We start from the raw sequence: 23777 nt of genomic DNA, 5'->3' as shown, positions 1-23777 counted from the left end.
AAGGAGGGGGCATGAGGTCGATTATTAATAATATAGGCATCCTGTTAATGGTGGTGCTATTTGCGGGAGCTTGTAGTTCCGGATATGAAGTTGGTACATCTTCTGTAAGTTTGGAGCCGACAGATGAAACTGTTTCTGTGACGTTGGGGGGCTATGCAAGTCCTTGGGAAGGTCGCTTTTCTCTTACTTGGGATTGTTTAGGGGAGAATAAACTTTTGTCGGTTACAGCTTGTAAAGATTCGGTTGTGATTCTTGACAGAGAAAAGAGGTTGTATTATGGAGACAAAAAGCAATTGCTGCCTGCTCGGGAAATTGGCAAAGCCCCCTCAATAAAACAAATTGCGTTTTGTGACGGATACTTGTATGGCGTAACAATGAACAATCGTTTGGTACGAACATTATTGGAGAGTGGTATTGCTGTATGGGAAGACGTACGGTTTGTACCACAGGTGAAAGGTATAACTTCTTCTAATGGTAATCTGTATGCAGTAGACTTGCAGGATCATTTATACAAAGGTGTTCTGAATGGAACTGTTATTGAATGGAATGATATAGGTTTTGCTCCGGAAATTGTAGAAATAGCATCTGATAATAAGCGACTGTATGTTTTGACAAAAGATACTATTTTATACCAACGATCGCTGGATAAGGCGGATGAACGTTGGCAACGGATAGGCTACAAAAATAATGAAACATTTACTATTGATGTGGCACACCTTAATTGTCTGGATGGTCATTTATATGTCGTATCTGATGATGGTTTTTTGTATAGCAATAAACATTCTTCCGTAGGTGATATAAAGGCAAAAGCCATGAGCATAAGAAAAGATGGTAAAACCGTTGTGATTGTAGGTGTCGATGTTTGTGGCCTTAATAAATCATTGACAGATGACATTAAAGCTGAAATAAGAAGAAAAAGAGGAGTCGATGAGAATGCCATATTGATCAATGCTTCACATACCCATTACGCTCCTGTTACTCAAAGTTGGGCTACATGGCAAAAGCCGAATCAATACCCTGATAGTCTTTATTTACTGAATGTAGTGTATAAAGGAATTGTACAAGCTATCGAAGAGTCGCTTGATAATATGGAACCTTCTTCACTTTATTTTGGCAGAGACACATGTAGTATCGGAAGAAACAGAAGCTTGACTGGAGAAGATGTTATTTATGATAATGTGGTAGATGTTATTGTTTCTGTAGCCGATAAAGATAAGAAAAAGACAGTTTTATTTATGGCCGGTTGCCATCCTGTTTTTCCTGATCCGGAGGTGGGTAGGTATACCCTGAATGCAAATTATCCGGGTTATACAAAGGAATTACTGGAACAGGATGGGGATATACGGAATAGTATTTTTCTACAAGCTTTTGCAGGAGACGTCAATCCGGTTGATCCGTTTCGGACAACGGCTCGAAAACTGGCAGGTGCTGTTGCAACTATAATGAAGGCTGATTTAAAACCAATAAAAGGAGCTGTATCTTATAGTTTTGATACGATTATACCGCCGGTTGTTGCTCCTTGGACAAAGGAACAGATTTTACAGTTTAGAGAGCGAAGTCTGAAAATTGAGAATGATATAGCAGCAGAACGGGATGTGAATTGGGCAAATATACAGTTGGCTTCTCTGGAAGAAAACGGAAAGTTGCCGGAAATGCCGGTTTACTACCAAACACTGAATGTGGGTGATTGGAAATTAGTGGCATTATCCAGAGAAGTTACTACGGAATATGGATTAGCTATACGTGCTATCTGGCCGGAACAGAAGGTATCTGTGGTGGCATATTCAAATGATGTTTCCAGCTATTTGGCTACACCACCGCATATCCGGGCAAAAGACTATGAAGGATACGAATCTTTTTTCTGGTATGCGCAGCCTACCTGTTTCTCGAAGGAAACATTTCCGTTTATCATAAACAAAATAAAAGAAAATAATTATTGATATGATATTAATTGCGGATAGCGGATCAACGAAAACAAGCTGGTGTTTGGTAGATTCCGGAAAAAAAATCGTTGAATTTTCCACTGAAGGATATAATCCTTGTTATGTTGGCGAGGATTATATCACCCGCTCATTGCGAGGGGCGCTACCTCCCTGTTTTTCATGGGATGAAGTGAGAGAAGTGCATTTTTATGGTGCAGGTTGTTATGAGGAAGAGTTTTTAATTATACGCCGAGGTCTGCAGCCTGTTTTCCCAAAAGCTCGGTTGTTTGTAGCAATGGATCTGTTGGGATCTGCCAGAGCTCTTTTAGGAAACAAACCCGGTTTTGCTGCAATCTTGGGAACCGGGACCAATTCTTGCCTGTATGATGGAGTAAACGTAACTCACAATATCGATTCGCTGGGGTTTCTTTTGGGTGACGAAGGTAGTGGAGGCTATATAGGCAAATGTATAATACGTGATTATATAAGAGAAGATATGCCTGTAGAAATAAGACGGTTCTTTCAAAATCAATATCAGTTATCGGGAGAAGAGCTGGTGCATCGTATATATATGGATAAGATGCCTAACCGGTACTGTGCAAATTTTACACGTTTCCTAACGATGCAATGTAAAGAAAATGAATATGCCGTAAAATTGGTAGCGGAAGCGTTCCGTGATTTTTTTAAAAATATAGTTTGTAAATATCCCGGATATGAATCTCTTACCTTTAATTGTATAGGATCTATCGGATGGGTATTCCAGGATATCTTATGTGAAATAGTAAAAGAATATAATATGAAATTGGGCCGTATTATTAGAGAGCCCATGGAAGGGCTGGTAGAGTATCATAGTAATAATCCTAATTCTATTTAATATGAAACAAACACAACAATATCTGTTTCCATTAATTATTATAGCTTTTGTGTTTTTTATCATAGGCTTTGGAGTTGGTATCAATGGCATCATGGTACCTATTTTGGAGGGTACATTTTCGTTGAGTAAAGGAATGTCATATTTGGTATTGGCTTCAACCTTTTCAGCATTTCTTATGTTTGGCATTCCTGCCGGATGGGTGATTAAAAGGATTGGATATAAAAAATCATTGTTAGTTGCACTTTGCATAATGAGCGCGGGGATGTTTTTGTTTATTTTATCCGCCCGGATGAGTACTTCTATAGCTGGGTTTTACATGTTTTTGGTAGCGTCTTTTATAGGAGGGATAGGAAATACTCTTTTACAGACAGGAATAAATCCTTATGTAACAATATGTGGCCCTTTGGAAAAAGCGGCTCAACGGATGTGTATGATGGGCATTATGAATCAATCTGCCTGGTTTTTAGGTCCTATTTTCTTGAGTTTATTTATTGACATAAAGAACCCTATAATTGCTAATGCTAATATCCCCTTTGGAATAGCAGGAGGTGTTATTGCCTTGTTGGCTGTATGCATATATTTTCTTCCGTTGCCGGAAGTAAAAGCAGAAGGAGAAACTGATGAACAGATAGAGGATGTAAATCATAAGGAGGCAATAGCTAAGGCAAATGCAAAAACAAGTATCTGGGAGTTCCCGCATCTGTTGCTGGGTGCAGTCGCTCTGTTTTTATATGTTGGAGTAGAAACACTTCCGATGGCATCAGTTATTGATTTTGCAAATGTGATAGGAGTAGACGATCCAGCACGTTACTCGGCAATAGGTCCGATAGGTATGATTACAGGATATGTTGTTAGTATATTTGTTTTGCAGGTGATGCGACAGAATAGAGCTTTGGCATTATTTGCTTTGTTGGCTTTGGTTATGTCGCTTTTAGTCGTTTTTTTACCGGCGGCACGGGCTATTTATTGTGTAGCAGGTCTTGGTTTTGCACATTCTATCATGTGGGGATGTCTGTGGGCGCTGACGATCAATAATTTAGGGAAGTTTACGAAACCTGCATCTTCTTTGTTGGTTGTGGTAATGGTGGGAGGAGCTGTTATTCCTGTTTTGTTTGGTTTTATTTTGGATATAGTGAAAAGAGTAGGGCCGGTTACCCCTTGCGATTATCAGGAAGCATATATTATTTTTGTTCCGTGTTATTTGTATATTTTATTTTATGCTTTAAGCGGACATAGGATTGGAAGATGAAGCGCGGAAGAAAGAAAAAGATGTCAACTGTTTGTTTATTAAAAAAAAGCCTATATCTTTGCAGCCCGAATTGGTATGAAATAATAAATAATAATATAGAGAAATGAAAAGAACATTCCAACCTTCCAACAGAAAAAGAAAGAACAAGCATGGCTTCCGTTCAAGAATGGCTACTGCTAATGGCCGCAGAGTATTAGCTTCCCGTCGTTCAAAAGGAAGAGCTAAATTAACAGTTTCAGACGAATACAACGGATAAGAAATCCGGTTCGTAAGATTTATAAGGAAAGTAGAGGTTTTGCTAAAAAGCCTTTACTTTCTTTGTTTTTGTAGTAATGTATACGATGGAATTATGTCTATATGAGGTTTTTTTCATACTTTTGACCCGCCTATAAATACGAAACTGAAATGAATAACTTTTTGGTTAAGCTAATAAAGAATCCGATTATCGTAAATTTACTGCTGATGGTAGTAATTACTTGCGTAGTGATTTATGGTGTATTAGTATGGTTGGATGGCTATACCCGTCATAATGAAGCTGTGGTAGTGCCGGATGTAAAAGGGTTGAAAATGGAAGAGGCTGTTTCTTTTCTTGAAAATAATGGTTTGCGGTATAGCGTAATAGATTCGGTGTTTTCCAAAGACGTAGCTCCAGGAACGATTGTCGAATTAGTCCCTTCTGTTGGTTCGAAAGTAAAGGAAGGCCGTATTGTATTTGTAACAATCAATGCCTTGTCTTCACAAATGGGAATGGTTCCCGAAATAGAAGATTTATCTTTCCGTCAGGCTTATGCTTTACTTAAAGCGCGTGGATTCAATAATATAGAAATAAAATATGTCCCAGGAGACTTTAAAGATCTGGCGTTGGGCGTATCGATGAATGACCGTAGTCTGCATAAAGGAGAACAAATTCCGCTGGCTGCAAAATTATTATTGGAAGTTAGCAGCGGAGATGCGGAAGTTATTCCAGCCGATTCGTTAGGTTTGGATGAAATCCCTGTGGAAGATTTGAATAGTGAAGAAGAAAACTGGTTTTAAATAAAGATATGGACGAGTTTTTGGAGGATATGGATGACGAACAGGTGGACGATCTGTTGCTGCCTGAAGACAGTGAAGAAACTCCGGCTGAAATAGTCCCCGGTCTGTATGAACATTTCCGTTTTGTAGCAGATAAAGGGCAATCTTTATTGCGTGTAGACAAATTTTTGGTTGATCGCATGTTTAGCGCTACTCGCAATCGCATACAATTGGCTGCTGAAGCCGGCTGTATTCTGGTAAACGGAAAACCGGTAAAGAGCAACTACCGGGTGAAACCCCTGGATGTAGTTTCTCTTGTAATGGCGCGTCCTCGCCGTGAACTGGAAATTATACCTGAAAATATTCCATTAAATATAGTTTATGAAGATGATGATTTGCTGGTTGTAAATAAACCGGCAGGTTTGGTTGTGCATCCCGGGCATGGTAACTATACAGGTACATTAGTGAATGCACTGGCCTATTATCTGAAAGATGATCCTTATTATGATCCTTCCGATCCTCGCTTAGGATTAGTACACCGTATAGATAAAGATACATCAGGACTATTGGTAGTTGCCAAAAAGCCTGAAGCGAAAGCGAATCTGAGTATGCAGTTTTTTAATAAAACGACTAAACGTAAGTACAATGCTTTGGTGTGGGGTATTGTACAGGATGACGAAGGGCGTATCGAAGGAAATATCGGTCGTGATTTACGCGACCGTATGCAAATGGCTGTTTTCCCCGAGGGAGAACAGGGAAAACATGCAGTTACTCATTACACAGTATTGGAGCGTTTGGGATATGTCACGTTAGTTGAGTGCCGGCTTGAAACCGGACGTACGCATCAAATACGTGTACATATGAAATATATTGGACATACCTTGTTTAATGATGAACGTTATGGTGGTCATGAAATATTGAAAGGAACAACTTTTACTAAATATAAACAGTTTGTGCAAAATTGTTTCGCTATCTGCCCGCGGCAAGCATTACATGCCAAGACGCTGGGTTTTATTCATCCTACAACCGGAGAGGAAATGTTTTTTGATTCTGAAATACCTTCCGATATGGAGCAATTGATAGAAAGATGGCGTTTATATGCAAATACTAAAGAATTATAGAAATGAAAAGGAACATTGCTATTATTGCCGGAGGAGATTCTTCCGAAATTGTTGTTTCATTAAAAAGTGCGGAAGGAATTTACTCTTTTATTGACAAAGACAAATATAATTTATATATTGCCATCGTTAAAAAAGGGGAATGGACAGTACAACTTCCTGATGGAGAACATGTGCCGATAGACAAGAATGATTTTAGTTTTCATGAAAAAGGGATTGTAAAACATTTTGATTTTGCTTATATAACGATTCATGGAACACCGGGGGAAGATGGACGTTTGCAAGGGTATTTCGATATGATAGGAATGCCTTATTCTTCATGTGGAATGTTAGTTAGTGCAATAACATTTAATAAGTATGCTTGTAAGAATTATTTGCATAACTTTGGCGTGAAGATTGCCGGTTCTATTCGCTTGTTTAAGGGACAATCTGTTTCGGATGAAGAAGCGATAGCCGAATTGGGACTTCCTGTTTTTGTAAAGCCTAATGATGGCGGCAGTAGTTTTGGTGTCACAAAGGTAAAAGAGGCATCAGCATTGCAACCTGCTATAGAGAAAGCTTTTAAAGAGGGAAATGAAGTTCTGTTGGAAAGTTTTATTGCAGGGACGGAAGTCACTTGCGGATGTTATAAAGTCGGTGGTTATGGTGATTTGAGAAAAGAGGTTGTTTTTCCGGTCACTGAAGTAGTAACATCAAATGAGTTTTTTGATTATAATGCAAAGTATAACGGGCAAGTACAAGAAATTACACCGGCTCGTATTTCTCTCGGGTTAACGGAGAAAATACAACGTGAAACATCCAGGATATATGATATATTGGGCGCCAAAGGACTGATACGTGTAGATTATATTATTCCGGCTGATGAAGAACCGATACTGCTGGAAGTAAATACTACGCCGGGAATGACGGTTACCAGCTTTATCCCTCAGCAAGTACGTGCCGCCGGATTAGATATAAAAGATGTTATGACTGATATTATAGAAAACGAATTTAATTAATTGAAAATTGAAGATTGAGAATTGATAGGTGAGAAGTCCGTTCAATTCCCAATTGTCAATTCCCAATTATCAATTATAAAGATATGGATACAGAAACAGTTTCCCCTAATTTCGACGACATCCGTCCGCTGAATAATGATGAGGTGAAGGACGCAATAGAAGAACTGGTTGCAAATAAAGATTTTGAAAGGGCTTATCAGTATATAAAGTCCGATTTGACATGGGATCAGTTTGTTGCTGCCATGCGTTCATGCAAAACGAAAGAGGAGTTTAAATCCACTCTTTCGCGTGATGCGGTAATGATAGTAGCCAAGCATACAACGTTCTCCCTTTCAATTTCCGGCCGTAGTCGTTTGCCAGAAGGTAAACCTGCTTGCACTTTTATGTCTAATCATAGAGATATTGTACTGGACGCTTCTTTCCTTAATGTGATGTTGTATGACGTCGGATATGGAATGACACAGGTTGCCATAGGCGATAACTTGTTAATTCGTCCCTGGATCAAGACATTGGTGCGTCTGAACAATAGCTTTATTGTGAAGCGTGGCGTATCGGTACGCCAGATGCTTGAGGTGAGTGGTACTCTTTCGGCTTACATCCGCCACACTATTACCGATACGAAAGAATCTGTTTGGATTGCACAGCGTGAAGGCCGGGCTAAGGATTCGGACGACCGTACACAGGGAAGTGTATTGAAAATGCTTAATATGAGCGGGAAGAAAGATATTCTGAGTAACCTGATGGAATTGAATGTTGTGCCGGTTGCTATTTCTTATGAATATGACCCCTGTGATTATTTGAAAGCAAAAGAATTCCAACAGAAGCGGGATGACCCTGATTTTGTGAAATGCCAGCGGGATGATCTTCTGAGCATGGAAACAGGCATATTAAACAATAAAGGGCGTGTGCATTTTACCATTGGAAATCCTATTAATGATTCTTTATCCGAACTGGATCCTGCAATGGAAAAGAACGAATTGATTGCCGCCGTTGCTTCTGTCATTGATAAGGAAATTTACAAGCATTACCGTTTCTATCCTTGTAACTATGTGGCTTACGACATGCTTACAGGAACCAAGCGGTTTAGTGAGAACTATGGCCTGAAGGACAAGAAACATTTTGAAAACTACTTGCAGGGACAGTTGGACAAAATTGTATTGCCTAATAAAGACGAAGCATTCCTTCGTACCAAAATGCTGGAAATGTATTCAAACCCATTGAAAAACCATTGGGCTAATAAAGAATAAATAATAGAGTACATAGATACTGTAAAACAACAACGGTTGTTATCTTTTGGGATAGCAACCGTTGTTGTTTTACAAGACCGGTGTGTTTCTTAACATGTATTCTTTGCTGACATATTGTTGTCGGATTTGTTATCTTTGAAGCAAAGGCTGCCAGTGTTGTTGACAGTATGCTAAACAATTAAATCTATAACAGTATGAAACCGGAAGATTACATGACCCGCGAAGGGAAGTACGGAGCACATAATTATCACCCGCTGCCTGTGGTGCTTCAAAAAGGAGAAGGCGTATTTGTTTGGGATGTCGAAGGTAAGCGTTATTTTGACTTCCTGTCAGGTTATTCCGCCCTGAGTCAGGGGCATTGCCATCCTAAAATTATCAGAGCGCTGAAAGAACAATCCGATAAACTGACACTCGTTTCCCGGGCTTTCTACTCGGATGTGCTGGGTGAGTATATGGAGTTTGTCTGCAACTATTTCGGCTACGACAAATTATTACCGATGAATACCGGTGCAGAGGCTGTGGAAACTGCTCTTAAACTGGCTCGCCGTTGGGGGTATCGTGTAAAAGGAGTTGCCTCGGAATGTGCTAAGATTGTTGTATGCAGTGAAAACTTCCATGGACGTACGATCACAATTGTATCGATGAGTACGGATCCGAGTTCGTATTTGGATTTTGGACCTTATACTCCCGGATTTATCAAAATACAATATAATGACGTAGAAGCATTGAAAGAAGCATTGGATGATCCGGATATTGTTGGTTTCTTGGTTGAACCTATCCAGGGAGAGGCTGGGGTAGTGGTGCCTGATGAGGGTTATTTACGTGCATGCTATGATCTTTGCCATGCCCGCAATGTCCTTTTTATTGCAGATGAAATACAAACCGGCATTGGGCGTACAGGCAAACTGCTGGCTTGTGATTATGAAAATGTTCATCCGGATATTCTGATCTTGGGTAAAGCTTTGTCCGGAGGCGTAACACCTGTATCTGCTGTTTTGTCGAATGACGAAATTATGCTGACAATTGCCCCGGGTGAACATGGCTCCACATACGGTGGGAATCCGTTGGCCGCCAGTGTTGGTGTCGCAGCTTTGGAGGTAGTAAGAGATGAGCATCTTTCGGAGAAAGCGTACGCGATGGGAGAACTTTTCCGTTCGGAAATTAAGAAAATAAATAATCCTATGATAAAGAATGTGCGGGGCAAAGGATTACTTAATGCTGTTGTAACCGAACCCCATGGTGGAAAGGTTGCATGGGATATATGCCTGGCATTGAAAGAAAACGGATTGATTGCTAAACCTACACATGACCATATTATCCGTTTTACTCCGCCGCTTGTTATTACTAAAGAGCAGATGACAGAAGCTGTGGATATTATACGTGAAACATTTGCTTTGTTTACATAATTAAGAATTAAATGTATGAAGATAAATGTAATAGGCGTCCCTTTAAATCTGGGTTGTGATAGAGTGGGAGTGGAGAGAGCTCCGAATCATTTAAGGGAACGGGGCCTGATGCAAATAATACGAAATAACGGACACCGGGCTTTTGATTTGGGCAATCTTTACGTACCGCCGGTAAGTGAGGCGGATAAGTTTACGCGCGGAAAGGGTCTGAAATATCTGGATGCGATTGTGGAGGTTAATAATAACCTGGCGGAGCTGGTATATGATACCTTACGGGGGAGTGCTTTTCCGTTGGTGATAGGTGGAGACCATTCCTTAGGACTGGGCAGTGCTTCCGGGGTGGGTAAATGTTTTGATGATTTCGGTATTATATGGTTGGATGCGCATGGCGATATTAATACAAGTGAAACTTCTCCGAGCGGTAATATACACGGCATGCCTTTAAGTGCTTTGATGGGTATGGGAAGCGAGGAACTGGTTAATATTTATTCGCCGGGAAATAAGGTCAATCCTCAAAATGTGTTTTTGGTTGGTACGCGGAGTCTTGACGAAGGAGAGTCTGACTTGATTCGTCGAGAACAGTTGAGTGTGTACACAATGGAAACTATCCGCTTAAAAGGGGTCGGCTTCGTTGCAGAAGACATAAAACGCAAATTGAAAGAACGTAAGATACGTAATATCCATTTTAGTATTGATGTAGACAGCATAGATCCTCGCTTTGCTCCCGGAACAGGCACCCGCGTTAGCGAAGGGTTGATGCCCGATGAATTTAAAAGTTTTGTAGATCAGATGTTGTCCACCAATCTGGTGAAGTCGTTGGATTTGGTAGAGTTGAATCCGGATTTGGACGTCAATGAGCAAACATCTTCTCTGTGTCTGCAAATTATTGATTATATTACATCCAGATTGTAGATTAGAAGGGGCATGCTGTTTTATTAAAACGGATAACCTATTGCCAGGTGTAATCCTAATCCGTCTTTGAATTTCGGGATATTATAATAACCTTTCCTGTCTGTTTCATAAGGAACATGCAAGCCTATCCCCATATCCAGACGAATAACGATAAAAGGTAATACGTAGCGTAATCCTACACCTGTTCCCAGAGCTAAATCTTTTAAGAAACTACCCCATTTTAACTGACCTCCCGGACGGTTCGGGTCATTTCGGATTAACCAGATATTGCCGCTGTCCAGAAATGTGGCACCATGTAAATCACCCAATATAGGGAAACGATATTCAAGGTTGGCCTCAAATTTTAAATCACCTGTCTGATCGATATATGCATACTTGTTGTCCGGATCAGGCCGAAAACGTCCGGGACCTATGCTTCTGATCGTGAAAGCACGAATACTGTTAGCACCTCCAATATAAAACTGCTCGTTGTAAGGAGTTGTGACTGCGTTTCCGTAACTATAAGCAGCCCCTATCATTAAGCGGCCTACGAGATGCTGCTTTTTACCTAACAGGTAGTTGTAACGTATCTCTGCCGTTCCTTTGATAAATTGGGCAAAAGGATTCCCTAACAGTTTCTTGTCTTTTTCGTTAAACTTTTTGCCGGCGAGGGCATAGATTCCGTCCATAATAAGTCCGGCCTGGGTAACAGAAGCCTGCCACCATAGATGGTTTCTTTTTGTAGTAATAGGCGAATCGTCATATGTGTAGGTGTACCCCATGGATGGGATGAATTGATCTTGTAAACTTTTATACAATGCTGGGTTGGCTGTCGTTATGCTGTCAAATTCATGTGTCTTGTGTTGTAGTAAATTAAATGTAAGCTTGAAGGGTGTTATGGTATGATGGCTTGTTGTTGTAGGTTGGAACTCATAAGAGGCATCTCCTCCGAAAGCCAATAGTTTAAAGAAACGTGCCCGGTTCATCTGGTCGATGTATAGCCGGAAAGATGTGCTGGACGGATATTTGGTGTCGAGTTTCCCGAAAGTGGGGAATAATACACGTGGAAAAGTCAGTGTTGTTGTTAATGCCAGTTCATAGCTGTTGATGGTGGATGAAGAACCTTCTATTCTGTTTCCGGTTTGCCATTCATATGATCCGCGCAGTTTTACGCCGAACGTTTCGCCTCCTCCGAATACATTCTTTTTAGTTACACTGAAAATAGCGCCCGGTCCAATCTGGTCATTGCTCTTAGCAGTAATATTCAACTCCAGTTCTCCGTCTAAAGGAAGATCGTAGACTGTATTGATACGGAGGTTTAAGGTATCTTGTCTACGTGTAGTATCTTTGGGTGAGTATTGCATTTCCGCATATCTGAAAATGCCCAGGCGGGAAAGGGCTGTATGAGTCCTTTCCTGTTCTTGTTGCGAATAAAGATCGCCGGTCTTAAAATACAAACGGTTATAAAGTACGGATGGGCGTACGCGTAGCTTTCCCTGATAATGGATTTTAAGGTCTTTGTACATGATCGAATCTGTAGGCGCTTCGTTGTTATATCCATTGAGCCACACAGAGATATCGCCTAACTTCCAGGGACGAAGCACTGTGGACGGGAGGTTTTCTTTCGGGACAATGCGCAATGCCACTTTGCCGGGATTTATTGTCGTGTCTGCCTGATAGCTGATAAAGTCCGGTCGGAAATAATAATAACCATTATTGCGTAGCATGGAAGAAATACGTTGACGTTCAGCCTGTAATTGTACAACATTAAAATTGTTCCCGTTTTTTAGCAGGCTTTTTCCGATATGTTCCTGGATCAGCAAGTAAGCCCGGTGTCGTATACGTGCAAACCGAATGCTATCGATCGTGTAAGGATTGTTCATCTCAATGTTATATCGTATTTTAGCTTTTCGGGGATTCTTGGGGTTTGGTTCTAATTCATAAGACGTTGCCCCGTTGAAATAGCCGTATTCATTCAACAGGTTCTGTGCAACCTTGGTACGTACTTCGGGGTTAACAGTGCTTATGAATACAGGCTTTGCAGCCAGTTTCTTGAATACCCATTTCCCTATTTTTCCTTTTTTGTTTACAAAGGCATTGTATATCCATAGTCCGAAAGGTAACGGTACACGTATGGATGAACTGCCTAATAATGCATTGTTTGGAGGATAGGCAAGGGCTCCTTCCACTTCTTCCAGCGCATCTTGCCCTGCCCGGGTTTTATCTTCTGCTGTTACCTCTATCTTCTTGATACCGGTATATAGCACTTGTCCCTCCGGAAGATTCTTCGTCGTGGAACAGGCTGTAAATAGAAAAGTTATCATTAAAATGAAAAGAATTCTATTCGCTATCGGTTTATACTTGTTATTCGTTCGCATTTTTTATTTCTTCACTAACCGGTTTTACTTTTTTCTTCTTGAAATTGAATAATTCGCGTAGGTGCATCATCTTTTTTCGTAAAACGATACCTGCACCGGTTTCTGTTATTTCGCCTTCAAGAAGGCTTTCATAGTTTTTGTCATAGAATAGCTTTATGTACCGTGAACCGCTTGTGTCGAGCCGGTATTCTACGGAAATGTTATCAATGAACGGTTGGGCTTGTCCGTTGTTGACATCGCCTCCTGTGGAAATGCGTCCTCCCAGTACAACGCGTATGCGGTCGTTATAGAAACGTTTGGCAAAACTGAATGAATAATCCGTGCGTTTGCCACCTCCTTCGTCTCCGTTTTCGTCATAACTCTCCATGCCGAATGTTATATCTATAGACTTCAATGCACTTCCTGCAATGTTATTAATCTCGCTTTGCAGGAAGCTGTTCAATGCAGAGCCCATATTCATGTTTGTTTTCCCGCTTCCGTTGCTGGCCATGTACATACCTGTGATTATCATGCTAACGGCTTGTTTCTGTTGTTCTTCAGGTCCCATGCGGGTGAGTTGTTCTTGTACGGCCATGTCTTCAGGAGCCGAGATTACGAATTGCATACCCAGGTTTTCTAATTGCTGTGTGAGCATGATACCAACATCAAAATTCACAATACGTGGCGACTGCCCGTCAAGGTTTACCGAGGTACGAATGCGTTCGGTAGCTGTAAGGTTCAATGTCGGATTCATGATATTTCCCGTCCATTGGACGTAACTACCCGACTGTATATTGAACTCTTTTAGCGGGATTATGGGAAGTGAATATTTTACCGTACCGCCCGAAAGAGTATACTGGCCATTTAATACCATATCCCCTTGCGAGGTATATTGGAATGATAAGTCACCGCCTCCTTCCAGATATACATGGTTGGATTGATCGGGGGTGAGATCTACATTCAGCCGTACCGCCGGATCGATACGTACTGTCATTAGCATATCCATTCCTCCCAGCGGCAATGGAGGTTTCTTTGGCATGCGGCTGCGGATCGTATCGGCAAAGGATACAAATGTAACCATGTCCGACATACGGTCTTGTGCAGTTAGCGGAGAATCCTGCAATACATAAGTCACGTTTGTATTACCTAATAATTGTATGTCTCCCCGCATCATTAAAGCATTTAAAGGACCTTTGACCGTAGAATTCAGATTGACAAACAATTTTCCGTACACCATACTCTGGTCATTGCGTTTTACGTCCAGTAATTGCATGTTGTCGGCGTGTAGTTTTAAATCGGCCATCATATGGTCTATTTGATGGAAGTCGATGGTTCCGTCAATTATGAACGGGTTTTTTCCGGCGGCATATATATTATATTTATTGAATGTAATCAGGTTGTTTTTTACTTCAATTTTCTCTTCGTCAAAACGGTAAGAACTTCCTATTGTTCCTACAAATACGGAAGCTGTGTCCAACTGCAGATAACCTCCGATAACTGGCTTTTCACTTGAACCTGTTATCTTCATATTACCGTTTAAAGCACCGCTAAGTTTAGCCATGTCATCAGGAATGAACGGATTAACCATCTCAAGCGGAAGGTGCATAATATCTATGTTTCCTTCTACAGCATCCGGCTTTCCCACCCGGTAGAATGCTGTCGCAGAGGTAACTTCTTCCCGGTCCCGGAAGAAGTGCATATCCACCTGATGGTTTCCACCTGCCATTGGCATATAAACGGCATTAAACATGATTTCTCCTACCCGGTCGTTCTCATAGTATAAATCATCTACATTGACGTCGGCAATTACCATAAAGGCACTATCCGAAGGTGCGTATTGAAAATCGGCGTTTAAGATACCTTTCATCGGCGGAAGATAAGTGCTGAATCCACTTGATATTACGTCCAGGTTTATATGGTTTAACTCCGCATGAACTTCTTCCATTCCTTGATTCTCTGCTTTTGAGTGAATCCAGAGAGCAGCATTGTCATCCCCCGATAAACGAAGATTAGCACTGATATCTTTTTCGCTTTTTATTTCTATAAAATTATCTTTATTCAGCTTGAAAGGTCGGAAAGCGATAATCGGGTCTTCCGGGAACATGTGGAGTCTTAATCCTTGCGGTATTTTATGTGCTTCGAGCCCTAGTAACAAACCTAATTTACCTTTCCCGTCTTTATAAAACAGTTGTGCATCGGCATATTTGTACCTTACTTTTCCTTCTATACCAGCCGAGAAAGGTTCTTGTTTACGATATTTATTCTTTATCACTTCAGCATGATAAATAAGTTCTAACGAATCCTGGTGGATAGTGGCCTTTACGGTATCTATCAGGGTTGTGTCGCGCATTAACCCATATAAGCCGGCGTCCATCCGGAATCCGCTCTCTGGAGAGGTATAGGCATTTATGGCAAGCGATTTGAATTGCATATAATAAGCTTGCAGGTAATTATATATCGGATTATCTTGCCCTGCTTTAATTTCGAGGTGCATTTCGGGAAGCAATGGGCGTAGTAATGCCAAGTTTATTGAGGAATCTCGTTTTAACTGGATAGAAAGATCGTCGGACACTTTTATCAGTTTATCTTTTATTGTATGTATACAGGCATCTCCGGTTAAGATAATCCCTAAATCTCCTGCGTGGAACGAAACTTGTGTCGTGTCTTTATCGCTACGTGCTTTTAAGGTCAGCATTTTGGGCCTGTATTTCCCGTCAGGGTTAATAAGCTCCCAGTTTCCTAATGAAACATCCAGATTGTTATTTTCGTCCAGGTCGCTTTTTCCTTCTACAAAAAGTTGGAAGGAGGTTGCGAGCGGCTTTTGTATAAGATGAAGGCCGTATAAGTCCAGATTTCCTACGTCGGCTATCAGCATAGCCTTCACCTCATTTTTATGGAGTGAAGCATTTAGCGAAACGTCCATTTGGGCTAGCGGATATTTGCTGATCAGGTCAAACTTCAGCAGATTCTTTTCTAAATCTCCTTTTAATGTGACATCTGATATAGAGGATGTTCCGTATTTTATATCCGTGATTTTGCCATTCAACTTACTCCAGGTAGACGACAAAAACGGGTCTGTCCCTTTTCCTTCAGCCTGGATAGAAGCTGTCAGCCAGAGTAAAGAATCTTTGGGCATAAAATGAATAGGTTCTAAGCTGTCTACATTCAGATATGCTGCGTATGTTTGCCGGGTTGGATGATAACTGGCATTTAAGTCTACCTTGCCTGCTCCTTCGGTTAGTAGCATACGGGTACGGTATTCTCCGTTTCCCAGAGTGGCAATACCATTTAATTTGATATCTTTTGGTATATTAAATTGTTCGCGTTGCGCTTTTGGCAAAAGGTCGAGAATAAAATCCAGATTACCGGTTTGGGCTAATAACTTGATTTGCCCGGAACGCCGTATGTTGTCTGTAACAGATTCCATATCTCCGGTTGCCTGTATGCTGAAGGCTCCTTGCAGTTCTCCGGATAAGTCACGGAGATGTAACGAGGCAAGATTGCCTTCTGCTCTGGTTGTCAGAGTTAAAGGTTTGTTTGGGAAAGCCTTCTTGAAGTCGTCCGGTAATTGTCCTGCGGCAATCAATAAATCCTCTTTTCCAAGGCGGGTCGAGAAATCTACTTTCATCTTTCCTTCGGGCGTATTGCTAAGAGTACTCCACGGTATGTATGCTTGCAGTTTTATTTCAGAATAGGCTGTTTTCAATGCTAGCTCGGGCACATGTATAGCCACGCTGTCACTTTGGATTTTGCCGGCTAATTCCGTAATGGCAATTCCTGAACGTTCTTCCATTGTCAACTCTTTGAAAAGAGCGTTCATGTTTTTATCTTGATAGAGTATGGAATCGACTGCCAGATTCATGTTTACTAGCTCAATGTGTGAAGGGTCCAGTCCTTCGGATGGAGTATCGTAGCCATTATCGTAGTTCAAGCGTGAGCCGGATAAGCCGAAGCGTTTGGCACTATATCGCGTAGTGCCTAAATCAACAATGCCGTCTGTCAGATTTGCATTGTCTATATATGTTGCCAGACGCAGCGAGTCGCTCATCACCTGCAGACCGAAAGTCACTTTACTCAATTCTACTTTGTCAATATTAAATATCCAGTTTGCCGGAGCGGAAGCAGAATCTTTTTCTGATGTAGAGTCATTTAATAAGACGGTTATAGATGTATCAGATAGCTTAATTGCGTTTAAGCGGGCTTTTTCATCGGATAGATTTATCCGGTCGGCACGTACGTAAAGTTTGCCTAGAGCACCTTTTATTTCTACTCCCGGAATAAATGTTCCTGTATTAGCTGTTACGCCTCGTAGGTCGATAGCTTCTACAAGTACTTCTTTTTTCAATAAAGGCAACGGATGGATACTGACCATCAGGCTTTTTAGTGTAAGAAGCGTATCGTTAGGCACAGCAATAATCTCTACACCATGTACCGTAAGGTTGAGGGGGAATGAAAGACGTATCTTTTTTATTCCAATCCGCATGTCGGTGGCATTGCTAGCGTATTTCGTTGCTTGTTTTATTGCAAAATCCTGAAAAGGAGGTATGTATAATAGTATTGAAAGTAGCAGAACCAGTGCTACGGGTATCAGACATATAACTCCTATCCGTTTAATCCATCTCCTCATTTATAATTCCGGGTATATTGTTATATTCATAACGTTTAAACAATGAGTTTTGTTTGATGATTTATTAGCAAAAGTACAAATAAAGAATGTACCTTTGATATAAATAAATCATAGAATTATGGCAGATATGGAATCTCTTTGTCAGAAAGTGCAGGTTATAGCACGTGAGATGGGTTCTTTTCTTAAAAAAGAACGTGAAACTTTTGATTTTGATAAGGTGGAAGAAAAAAGTGCACATAATTACGTCTCATACGTAGACAAGCAGTCGGAGCGGATGCTTGTCGATAAATTATCTGCATTATTACCCGAAGCCGGTTTTCTTGCCGAAGAAGGAACAGGCAGTATGAATGATAGCGGCTATTATTGGGTAATTGATCCTTTGGATGGGACATCTAATTATATTCATGATATGGCTCCCTATTGTGTTAGTATTGCACTATGCGATAAGACTGGCGTTTTGTTGGGTGTTGTGTATGAAGTACACCGGGATGAATGTTTTTACGCTACAGCCGATAGTGCGGCATATTTAAACGGTAAAGAAATACATGTTTCGAAGGTTTCGGCCTTAACGGATGCTTTTATTGCTTTAGGATTTCCTTATAATTCGGATGCTTACCGTCCGGTGGCTTATCGTCTGATTAAGAATTTGTATGGTTTTGCCGGAGGAACGCGTTTGTTGGGTTCTGCCGCAGCCGAATTGTGCTATGTAGCAGCCGGCCGGTTTGATGCACGTATCGAAGCATATCTGGGATCATGGGATGTGGCAGCCGGAAGCCTTATTGTTCAACAGGCAGGAGGAAAAGTGACAGACTTTAATAATGGAAATAACTGGTTTTCCGGAGAGCAGGTAGTAGCGAGCAACGGAAGTCTTCATGATACAATATTAGCTCTTTTGTGATAGGGTTGTTTTTCTAATTTGTCAACAGTTTTTGCCAAATTGTATAAAAAGTTTTCCAAAATATTTTGTAATATGCTGTTTGCTTGATGATTAATTTATTTTAACTCGTCAAAAGTTTTCCTTTTTGGATAACATGTGTTGTATGTGTATACCTTTGTTGGGAAATAATACAATAAGATAAATACTATTCGACATGATTCAGACAGTTGTCAAAAGAGACGGACGTATTGTTGGCTTTAATGAAGAGAAGATAGCCACAGCCATACGAAAAGCCATGTTGCATACCGATATGGGGGAAGATATGCAATTGATACGGCAGATTACAGACCATATCTCTTTTAAGGGGAATTCGCAAATGACAGTGGAGGCTATTCAGGATGCTGTTGAGTTGGAACTGATGAATAGTAGCCGTAAAGATGTGGCGCAGAAATATATTGCGTACCGTAATCAGCGCAGTGTAGCGCGAAAGGCTAAAACGAGAGATATGTTTTTGGAAATTATTAATATTAAATCCAACGACATAACCCGCGAAAATGCCAATATGAATGCCGATACTCCTGCCGGCATGATGATGAAATTTTCCAGTGAAACAACCAAACCCTTTGTTGATGACTATTTATTGAGCGAAGATGTTAAAGATGCTGTTGCAAATAACTATCTTCATATTCATGATAAAGACTATTATCCTACAAAGAGTTTAACCTGCGTACAGCATCCGTTAGACCGTATTTTAAAGTATGGCTTTTCTGCCGGGCACGGCGAGTCCCGTCCGGCAAAACGTATCGAAACAGCCAGTATCTTAGGTTGCATTTCCTTGGAAACTGCCCAGAATGAAATGCACGGAGGGCAAGCTATTCCTGCTTTCGACTTCTATCTGGCTCCCTATGTACGTAATAGTTTTATTGAAGAAATAAAGAACTTGGAAGATTTAAACGGGGAAGACTATTCTCATTTATATAAAAAGAGTCTGGATGATTATATCAATCGTTCTTTAGATGGCCTGAAAGGAGAAGAGCGGATTGTGCAGCATGCCATAAATAAAACGGTCAGCCGTGTGCACCAATCCATGGAGGCTTTTATCCATAATATGAACACCATCCACTCCCGCGGTGGAAACCAGGTAGTATTCAGTTCCATTAATTATGGTACGGATACTTCAGCCGAAGGACGTTGTATCATCCGTGAAATACTTAGAAGTACATATCGCGGAGTAGGGAATGGAGAGACGGCCATCTTCCCGATTCAGATATGGAAAAAGAAACGTGGAGTCAGCTATTTGCCGGAAGACCGTAATTATGACCTTTTCCAATTGGCTTGCAAGGTAACGGCACGTCGTTTCTTTCCGAACTTTCTGAATCTGGATGCGACCTTTAACCGGAGTGAAGAATGGAGGGAAGATGACCCGCAGCGCTATGTGCACGAAGTGGCAACGATGGGATGCCGCACGCGCGTGTTTGAAAACCGATTCGGGCCGAAGACTTCGATCGGGCGTGGCAATATTTCATTCTCTACTATAAACATTGTCCGTCTGGCGATAGAATGTATGCCTATTGAAAACAAGGAGGAACGGATTGCCTGTTTCTTTGCCAGACTCGACAATATGTTGGAAGTAACAGCCCGCCAGTTGCACGAACGTATGGAGTTTCAGAAGACGGCTTATGCAAAACAGTTCCCGTTGCTTATGTCATCCCTTTGGTTGGGTAGCGAAAAGCTCGGGCCGCATGATACGATTGCTTCCGTGATCAACCAGGGAACACTGGGTATCGGTTTTATCGGCCTGGCAGAATGCCTGGTGGCATTGACCGGCAAACATCACGGTGAAGATGAGGCTTCACAGGAATTAGGACTGAAAATTGTAACGTATATGCGCGACCGGGTGAACGATTTCTCCGAACAGTATCAACATAATTATAGTGTGCTGGCTACTCCGGCAGAAGGTTTGTCCGGCCGGTTTACTCGTAAAGACCGGAAGAAATTCGGCTTGTTGCCGGGCATCACGGACCGCGACTATTATACTAATTCAAATCATATCCCAGTATATTATAAATGCAGCGCCCGCCATAAGGCCGAAGTCGAAGCTCCTTATCACGATCTGACGCGCGGAGGTCATATCTTCTACGTTGAAATGGATGGCGATGCAACCCACAACCCCGAAGTAATCATGCAGGTGGTAGATATGATGGATAAATATAATATCGGATATGGTTCGGTAAACCACAACCGCAACCGTTGTTTGGAATGTGGTTACGAAGATGCAGCTCCCGATCTGGAAGTATGCCCGAAGTGCGGCAGTAAACATCTTGATAAACTGCAACGCATTACCGGTTACCTGGTTGGTACAACCGACCGTTGGAATAGTGCAAAGCTGGCCGAGTTAAACGATAGAGTAATACATAATTGATATGTTGTCCATCATTGACGTTATAGAAGACACTACTGTAGACGGTCCGGGATTTCGTACGGCAATATATGCCGCCGGTTGTCCGAATGCCTGCCCGGGTTGCCATAATCCTGAATCGTGGGACATAAACAGAGGGCGTGCCATGTCTACGGATGAGTTGCTGGACAAAGTTATGTCCGATGATTTTGCCAATGTTACGTTTAGCGGCGGCGACCCGATGTTTCAGCCCGAAGGATTCACCGAACTGGCACGTGCCATAAAGACCCGGAGCGGTAAGAATATCTGGTGTTATACCGGATATAAGTTTGAGAATATATTGAACAATCCCCGGCAGGCAGCGATGTTGAATTACATCGACGTTCTGGTAGACGGAAAATACCAGCAGGCCTTGCGTGACGAGAACCTGCTGTTTCGGGGCAGTGCCAACCAGCGGCTTATCGATGTCAAAGCATCGTTAAAACGTAACAAAGTAGTTCCTTTTGAATACAATCCTTTTTTGTAAATATATCTGATAAAATAGTATGATACGGAAAGCTTGTGCCATTGATGCACAACAGATCAGCAGGATATATAATTATTATATTCTGAATACGGCCATTACTTTTGAGACAGAGCCTGTAGATGTTGCGGAAATGGAGAAACGTATTGAAGGCATCGTCACGAAGGGGTATCCTTATTTTGTGTATGAGGCTGACGGGAAAGTTGTCGGATATTGTTATCTGAACCAGTGGAAAGCCCGTAAGGCCTATAGCAAGAGTGCCGAGTTATCTGTTTATATAGATAAGGACTATAGACGGCAGGGAATAGGAAAAGCATTGCTTCGTCATGTGCTGGATAATGTCGATCCGGACGAAATCCATACTGTTATGGCATGTATCACTTTGCCGAACGAATCGAGCGTGAAGATACATGAAGCATTTGGTTTCCGGAAGGTCAGCCATTATAAAGAAGTAGGCTTTAAGTTCGGCCAATGGCAGGATGTGGGAGATTGGCAGTTGATATTTCATGCTTGATACCCTGCTCCGAAAGGAAACGGCTATTGCCTAAGTTTAGTTACCGTCCGCTGAAGCGCAATGTCATTAAGTTAAGCGGACGGCCTAAAGTATATTCTCTTTGTTGGCTTTAGCTTAAGTTCGGTTGCCGTCTACTTTAGTGGACGGATTAAGGGATGTACATTCCTGTTGGCTTTAGCCAAATTTCTTTCCGGTTGGGCTAAAGCCCTTGAAAGGGGATGGCTCTACTATCCGTCGGTTGAAACCGACGGCAATTGAAACCAGGCTAAAGCCATATTCTATCTACCAATCAGATATCCCGGACACAGCGAACAAAGTCGTTGCCGATCGTGTAGTTGTAATTGAAACCGCCATCGTTGAAGTCCAGCCTGCAGCGGCTACCGGCACTACCATTGTAGACCGAACTACTCCAGTAGTAGTTGCTGATGAACGCAGCGAAGCCGGATATGGACTCTAGTTTAGCCTTATTCTGATACATGGCGAACAACTCGATCTGAGTAGGAAGACGCCAACCACTACCGAGCTTAGTACATTCTGCCTTAGCTGCACCAGTACCGTAATAATAAGTACCCGAAGGCTGAGTCTTAGACACCTCGATGGAATACTCCTTACTGACTGTAAACGCAGAAGAACTACCGTTCCTATCAGAACCCGTTGTACCGGAAGAAGCGCCGCCATCGTAATTGAATGGAGGGTAAGCGGTGTTACTTCCTGTCCAAGTTTTATATGTATCGGCTACGGCCTGGTTGATAGTGACCTTATTTGGTGGCAAGTTATCCCGGACACAGCGGACATAGAGGTCGTAGCCCGCGTTGTTGTCACTGAAATTGCCATTGTTGAAGTACAATATGCAGCGTCCGAGGTCATCACCATTGTAGACCGAACTACTCCGATACCACTGGCTGAGGAATGCAGCGAAGCCAGATACGGATTCTAATGCCGCCTTATTCTGATACATAGCGAATAACTCTATTATTGTTGGAATACGCCAACCTGTACCTAATCCTTTACAATAATCAGTAGCAGGCTGATGAGTAGAAGCACTGCCACGCTCTGTTTTCTCAACCTCGAAAGAATAAGGCGTACTTATAGTAGCGGTAGAAGAAACGCCCATATAATCGGAACCCGTCGTACCGGAAGAAGCGCCACCATCGTAATTGAAAGGTGGATAATTAGTTAAATCACTTCCTGTCCAAGTTTTATATGTATTGGCCAACGGTTGATTAACCGATACCCACACAGAAGCCACGCTGTGCCATATCCGGGGATCGTCATTCTTATAATATAGGTTGCCACTACTATTCGTTACATAGTTTCTAATGAATTCGAGTGAATTGTTTACGTTTACTGTCAGCGTGTAGTTTGTGTGTCGGCGTAGCGAGAAGTCGCTTACATCGCTGCTTTTGCCTATAAAGACGTCGAAGTGGCATGTGTAGGCATCGTCTGTTGCGAGGGTTTTGCTTCCCGTCAGCGTTACCCTCGCAGCATCGGGTGCTTTCAGCCTGTTTCTTTCGGTGGCGTTAGTGGCCGAGTAGCCGGATTGTACATTCTCTCCTACATACCAGGTTGCGGTGTTTGTGTTTAGGGAGGTGGAGTTTTCTATGCCAACAGGGTTTGTGTTGTTTCCTGTTCCGTCGTAGTTGTTTTTTGTTCCGAAGCACTTTTTTCCTGCGTTTACGAGTTGGATTCCTGTGCGCGGTATGTTTCCTCCGCCTTGTGAGCTGTAGGGTATGGAGAAGGTCTGATTCACTACCGTTACTTT

17 protein-coding genes are annotated in these 23777 nt (G+C 41.8%); 14 read left to right on the top strand and 3 right to left on the bottom strand.

The genetic code is table 11. The features are described from left to right. Positions 1 to 11: 11 nt before the first annotated feature. The 10 genes from C4S38_RS12050 (at position 12) to rocF (ending at position 10740) form a co-directional block, all read left to right on the top strand. Positions 12 to 1940 (top strand): hypothetical protein, encoded by a 1929-nt coding sequence (locus tag C4S38_RS12050; protein ID WP_103983919.1) that lies wholly within the window; start codon positions 12 to 14, stop codon positions 1938 to 1940. A gap of 1 nt (position 1941) precedes the next feature. Next, positions 1942 to 2796, top strand: coding sequence for an N-acetylglucosamine kinase (locus tag C4S38_RS12045; protein WP_099464555.1), 855 nt, complete (start codon positions 1942 to 1944; stop codon positions 2794 to 2796). Position 2797: 1 nt separating this feature from the next. Beyond that, positions 2798 to 4045 (top strand): MFS transporter, encoded by a 1248-nt coding sequence (locus C4S38_RS12040; RefSeq protein WP_103983918.1) that lies wholly within the window; start codon positions 2798 to 2800, stop codon positions 4043 to 4045. A gap of 103 nt (positions 4046 to 4148) precedes the next feature. Beyond that, positions 4149 to 4301, top strand: a complete 153-nt coding sequence (rpmH, locus tag C4S38_RS12035) for a 50S ribosomal protein L34 (protein WP_099464553.1) — start codon at positions 4149 to 4151, stop codon at positions 4299 to 4301. Between the two features lie 149 nt (positions 4302 to 4450). Continuing rightward, entirely contained in the window at positions 4451 to 5080 is a 630-nt protein-coding gene (locus tag C4S38_RS12030) for a PASTA domain-containing protein (RefSeq protein WP_099464552.1), read from the top strand. Between the two features lie 8 nt (positions 5081 to 5088). Beyond that, a complete protein-coding gene (locus C4S38_RS12025; RefSeq protein WP_103983917.1) occupies positions 5089 to 6180 on the top strand; it encodes an RluA family pseudouridine synthase in 1092 nt (363 codons plus the stop codon). A gap of 2 nt (positions 6181 to 6182) precedes the next feature. After that, positions 6183 to 7175 carry a D-alanine--D-alanine ligase gene (locus C4S38_RS12020; RefSeq protein WP_103983916.1) on the top strand — a complete coding sequence of 331 codons (993 nt, stop codon included), beginning with the start codon at positions 6183 to 6185 and terminating at the stop codon, positions 7173 to 7175. Positions 7176 to 7258: 83 nt separating this feature from the next. Next, positions 7259 to 8422: a 1-acyl-sn-glycerol-3-phosphate acyltransferase gene (locus tag C4S38_RS12015; protein ID WP_103983915.1), complete on the top strand. Its 1164-nt coding sequence runs from the start codon at positions 7259 to 7261 to the stop codon at positions 8420 to 8422. A 194-nt stretch (positions 8423 to 8616) separates the two neighbouring features. Next, positions 8617 to 9828 carry an ornithine--oxo-acid transaminase gene (gene rocD, locus C4S38_RS12010; RefSeq protein WP_103983914.1) on the top strand — a complete coding sequence of 404 codons (1212 nt, stop codon included), beginning with the start codon at positions 8617 to 8619 and terminating at the stop codon, positions 9826 to 9828. 15 nt (positions 9829 to 9843) lie between these two features. Next, the gene (gene rocF / locus C4S38_RS12005) at positions 9844 to 10740 is read left to right on the top strand and encodes an arginase (RefSeq protein ID WP_099464547.1); all 897 of its coding nucleotides are present in this window, start codon (positions 9844 to 9846) and stop codon (positions 10738 to 10740) included. 23 nt (positions 10741 to 10763) lie between these two features. Here the strand turns inward: rocF and tamL are convergent, their stop codons facing one another. Together tamL and C4S38_RS11995 are read right to left on the bottom strand one after the other, a co-directional pair. Then, a complete protein-coding gene (tamL, locus tag C4S38_RS12000) occupies positions 10764 to 13043 on the bottom strand; it encodes a translocation and assembly module lipoprotein TamL (RefSeq protein ID WP_234999365.1) in 2280 nt (759 codons plus the stop codon). Positions 13044 to 13083: 40 nt separating this feature from the next. Beyond that, entirely contained in the window at positions 13084 to 17703 is a 4620-nt protein-coding gene (locus C4S38_RS11995; RefSeq protein WP_103983912.1) for a translocation/assembly module TamB domain-containing protein, read from the bottom strand. Positions 17704 to 17821: 118 nt separating this feature from the next. Between C4S38_RS11995 and C4S38_RS11990 the strand changes: the two genes are divergently transcribed. The 4 genes from C4S38_RS11990 to C4S38_RS11975 all read left to right on the top strand — a co-directional run bounded on the left by C4S38_RS11990 (position 17822) and on the right by C4S38_RS11975 (position 22015). Then, entirely contained in the window at positions 17822 to 18601 is a 780-nt protein-coding gene (locus C4S38_RS11990; RefSeq protein WP_103983911.1) for an inositol monophosphatase family protein, read from the top strand. Positions 18602 to 18794: 193 nt separating this feature from the next. Next, on the top strand, positions 18795 to 21002 hold the full coding sequence (locus C4S38_RS11985; RefSeq protein WP_103983910.1) for an anaerobic ribonucleoside triphosphate reductase: 2208 nt from the start codon (positions 18795 to 18797) through the stop codon (positions 21000 to 21002). Position 21003: 1 nt separating this feature from the next. After that, entirely contained in the window at positions 21004 to 21504 is a 501-nt protein-coding gene (nrdG, locus tag C4S38_RS11980) for an anaerobic ribonucleoside-triphosphate reductase activating protein (protein WP_099464542.1), read from the top strand. A 19-nt stretch (positions 21505 to 21523) separates the two neighbouring features. Continuing rightward, entirely contained in the window at positions 21524 to 22015 is a 492-nt protein-coding gene (locus tag C4S38_RS11975; protein WP_103983909.1) for a GNAT family N-acetyltransferase, read from the top strand. 289 nt (positions 22016 to 22304) lie between these two features. Here C4S38_RS11975 and C4S38_RS11970 read toward each other — a convergent pair. Continuing rightward, positions 22305 to 23777, bottom strand: a 1473-nt coding sequence (locus C4S38_RS11970) for an Lcl domain-containing protein (protein ID WP_146059482.1), incomplete at its 5' end; no start/stop codon positions are given.

This window comes from Parabacteroides chinchillae (genome assembly GCF_900108035.1).
Taxonomy (GTDB): Bacteria; Bacteroidota; Bacteroidia; order Bacteroidales; family Tannerellaceae; genus Parabacteroides; species Parabacteroides chinchillae.
The sequence above is the reverse complement of the archived record's forward strand: the minus strand, read 5'-3'. Positions and strand labels throughout refer to the sequence as shown.

Bases quoted from the DNA above. Each gene is read 5' to 3' on its own strand.
- C4S38_RS12030 (WP_099464552.1), top strand. From the start codon at position 4,451: ATGAATAACTTTTTGGTTAAGCTAATAAAGAATCCGATTATCGTAAAT.
- C4S38_RS12025 (WP_103983917.1), top strand. From the start codon at position 5,089: ATGGACGAGTTTTTGGAGGATATGGATGACGAACAGGTGGACGATCTG.
- nrdG (WP_099464542.1), top strand. From the start codon at position 21,004: ATGTTGTCCATCATTGACGTTATAGAAGACACTACTGTAGACGGTCCG.
- C4S38_RS12015 (WP_103983915.1), top strand. From the start codon at position 7,259: ATGGATACAGAAACAGTTTCCCCTAATTTCGACGACATCCGTCCGCTG.
- C4S38_RS12050 (WP_103983919.1), top strand. From the start codon at position 12: ATGAGGTCGATTATTAATAATATAGGCATCCTGTTAATGGTGGTGCTA.
- C4S38_RS11975 (WP_103983909.1), top strand. From the start codon at position 21,524: ATGATACGGAAAGCTTGTGCCATTGATGCACAACAGATCAGCAGGATA.
- rpmH (WP_099464553.1), top strand. From the start codon at position 4,149: ATGAAAAGAACATTCCAACCTTCCAACAGAAAAAGAAAGAACAAGCAT.
- tamL (WP_234999365.1), bottom strand. From the start codon at position 13,043: ATGATAACTTTTCTATTTACAGCCTGTTCCACGACGAAGAATCTTCCG.
- C4S38_RS11990 (WP_103983911.1), top strand. From the start codon at position 17,822: ATGGCAGATATGGAATCTCTTTGTCAGAAAGTGCAGGTTATAGCACGT.
- C4S38_RS11985 (WP_103983910.1), top strand. From the start codon at position 18,795: ATGATTCAGACAGTTGTCAAAAGAGACGGACGTATTGTTGGCTTTAAT.
- C4S38_RS12020 (WP_103983916.1), top strand. From the start codon at position 6,183: ATGAAAAGGAACATTGCTATTATTGCCGGAGGAGATTCTTCCGAAATT.
- C4S38_RS12040 (WP_103983918.1), top strand. From the start codon at position 2,798: ATGAAACAAACACAACAATATCTGTTTCCATTAATTATTATAGCTTTT.
- C4S38_RS12045 (WP_099464555.1), top strand. From the start codon at position 1,942: ATGATATTAATTGCGGATAGCGGATCAACGAAAACAAGCTGGTGTTTG.
- rocD (WP_103983914.1), top strand. From the start codon at position 8,617: ATGAAACCGGAAGATTACATGACCCGCGAAGGGAAGTACGGAGCACAT.
- rocF (WP_099464547.1), top strand. From the start codon at position 9,844: ATGAAGATAAATGTAATAGGCGTCCCTTTAAATCTGGGTTGTGATAGA.
- C4S38_RS11995 (WP_103983912.1), bottom strand. From the start codon at position 17,703: ATGAGGAGATGGATTAAACGGATAGGAGTTATATGTCTGATACCCGTA.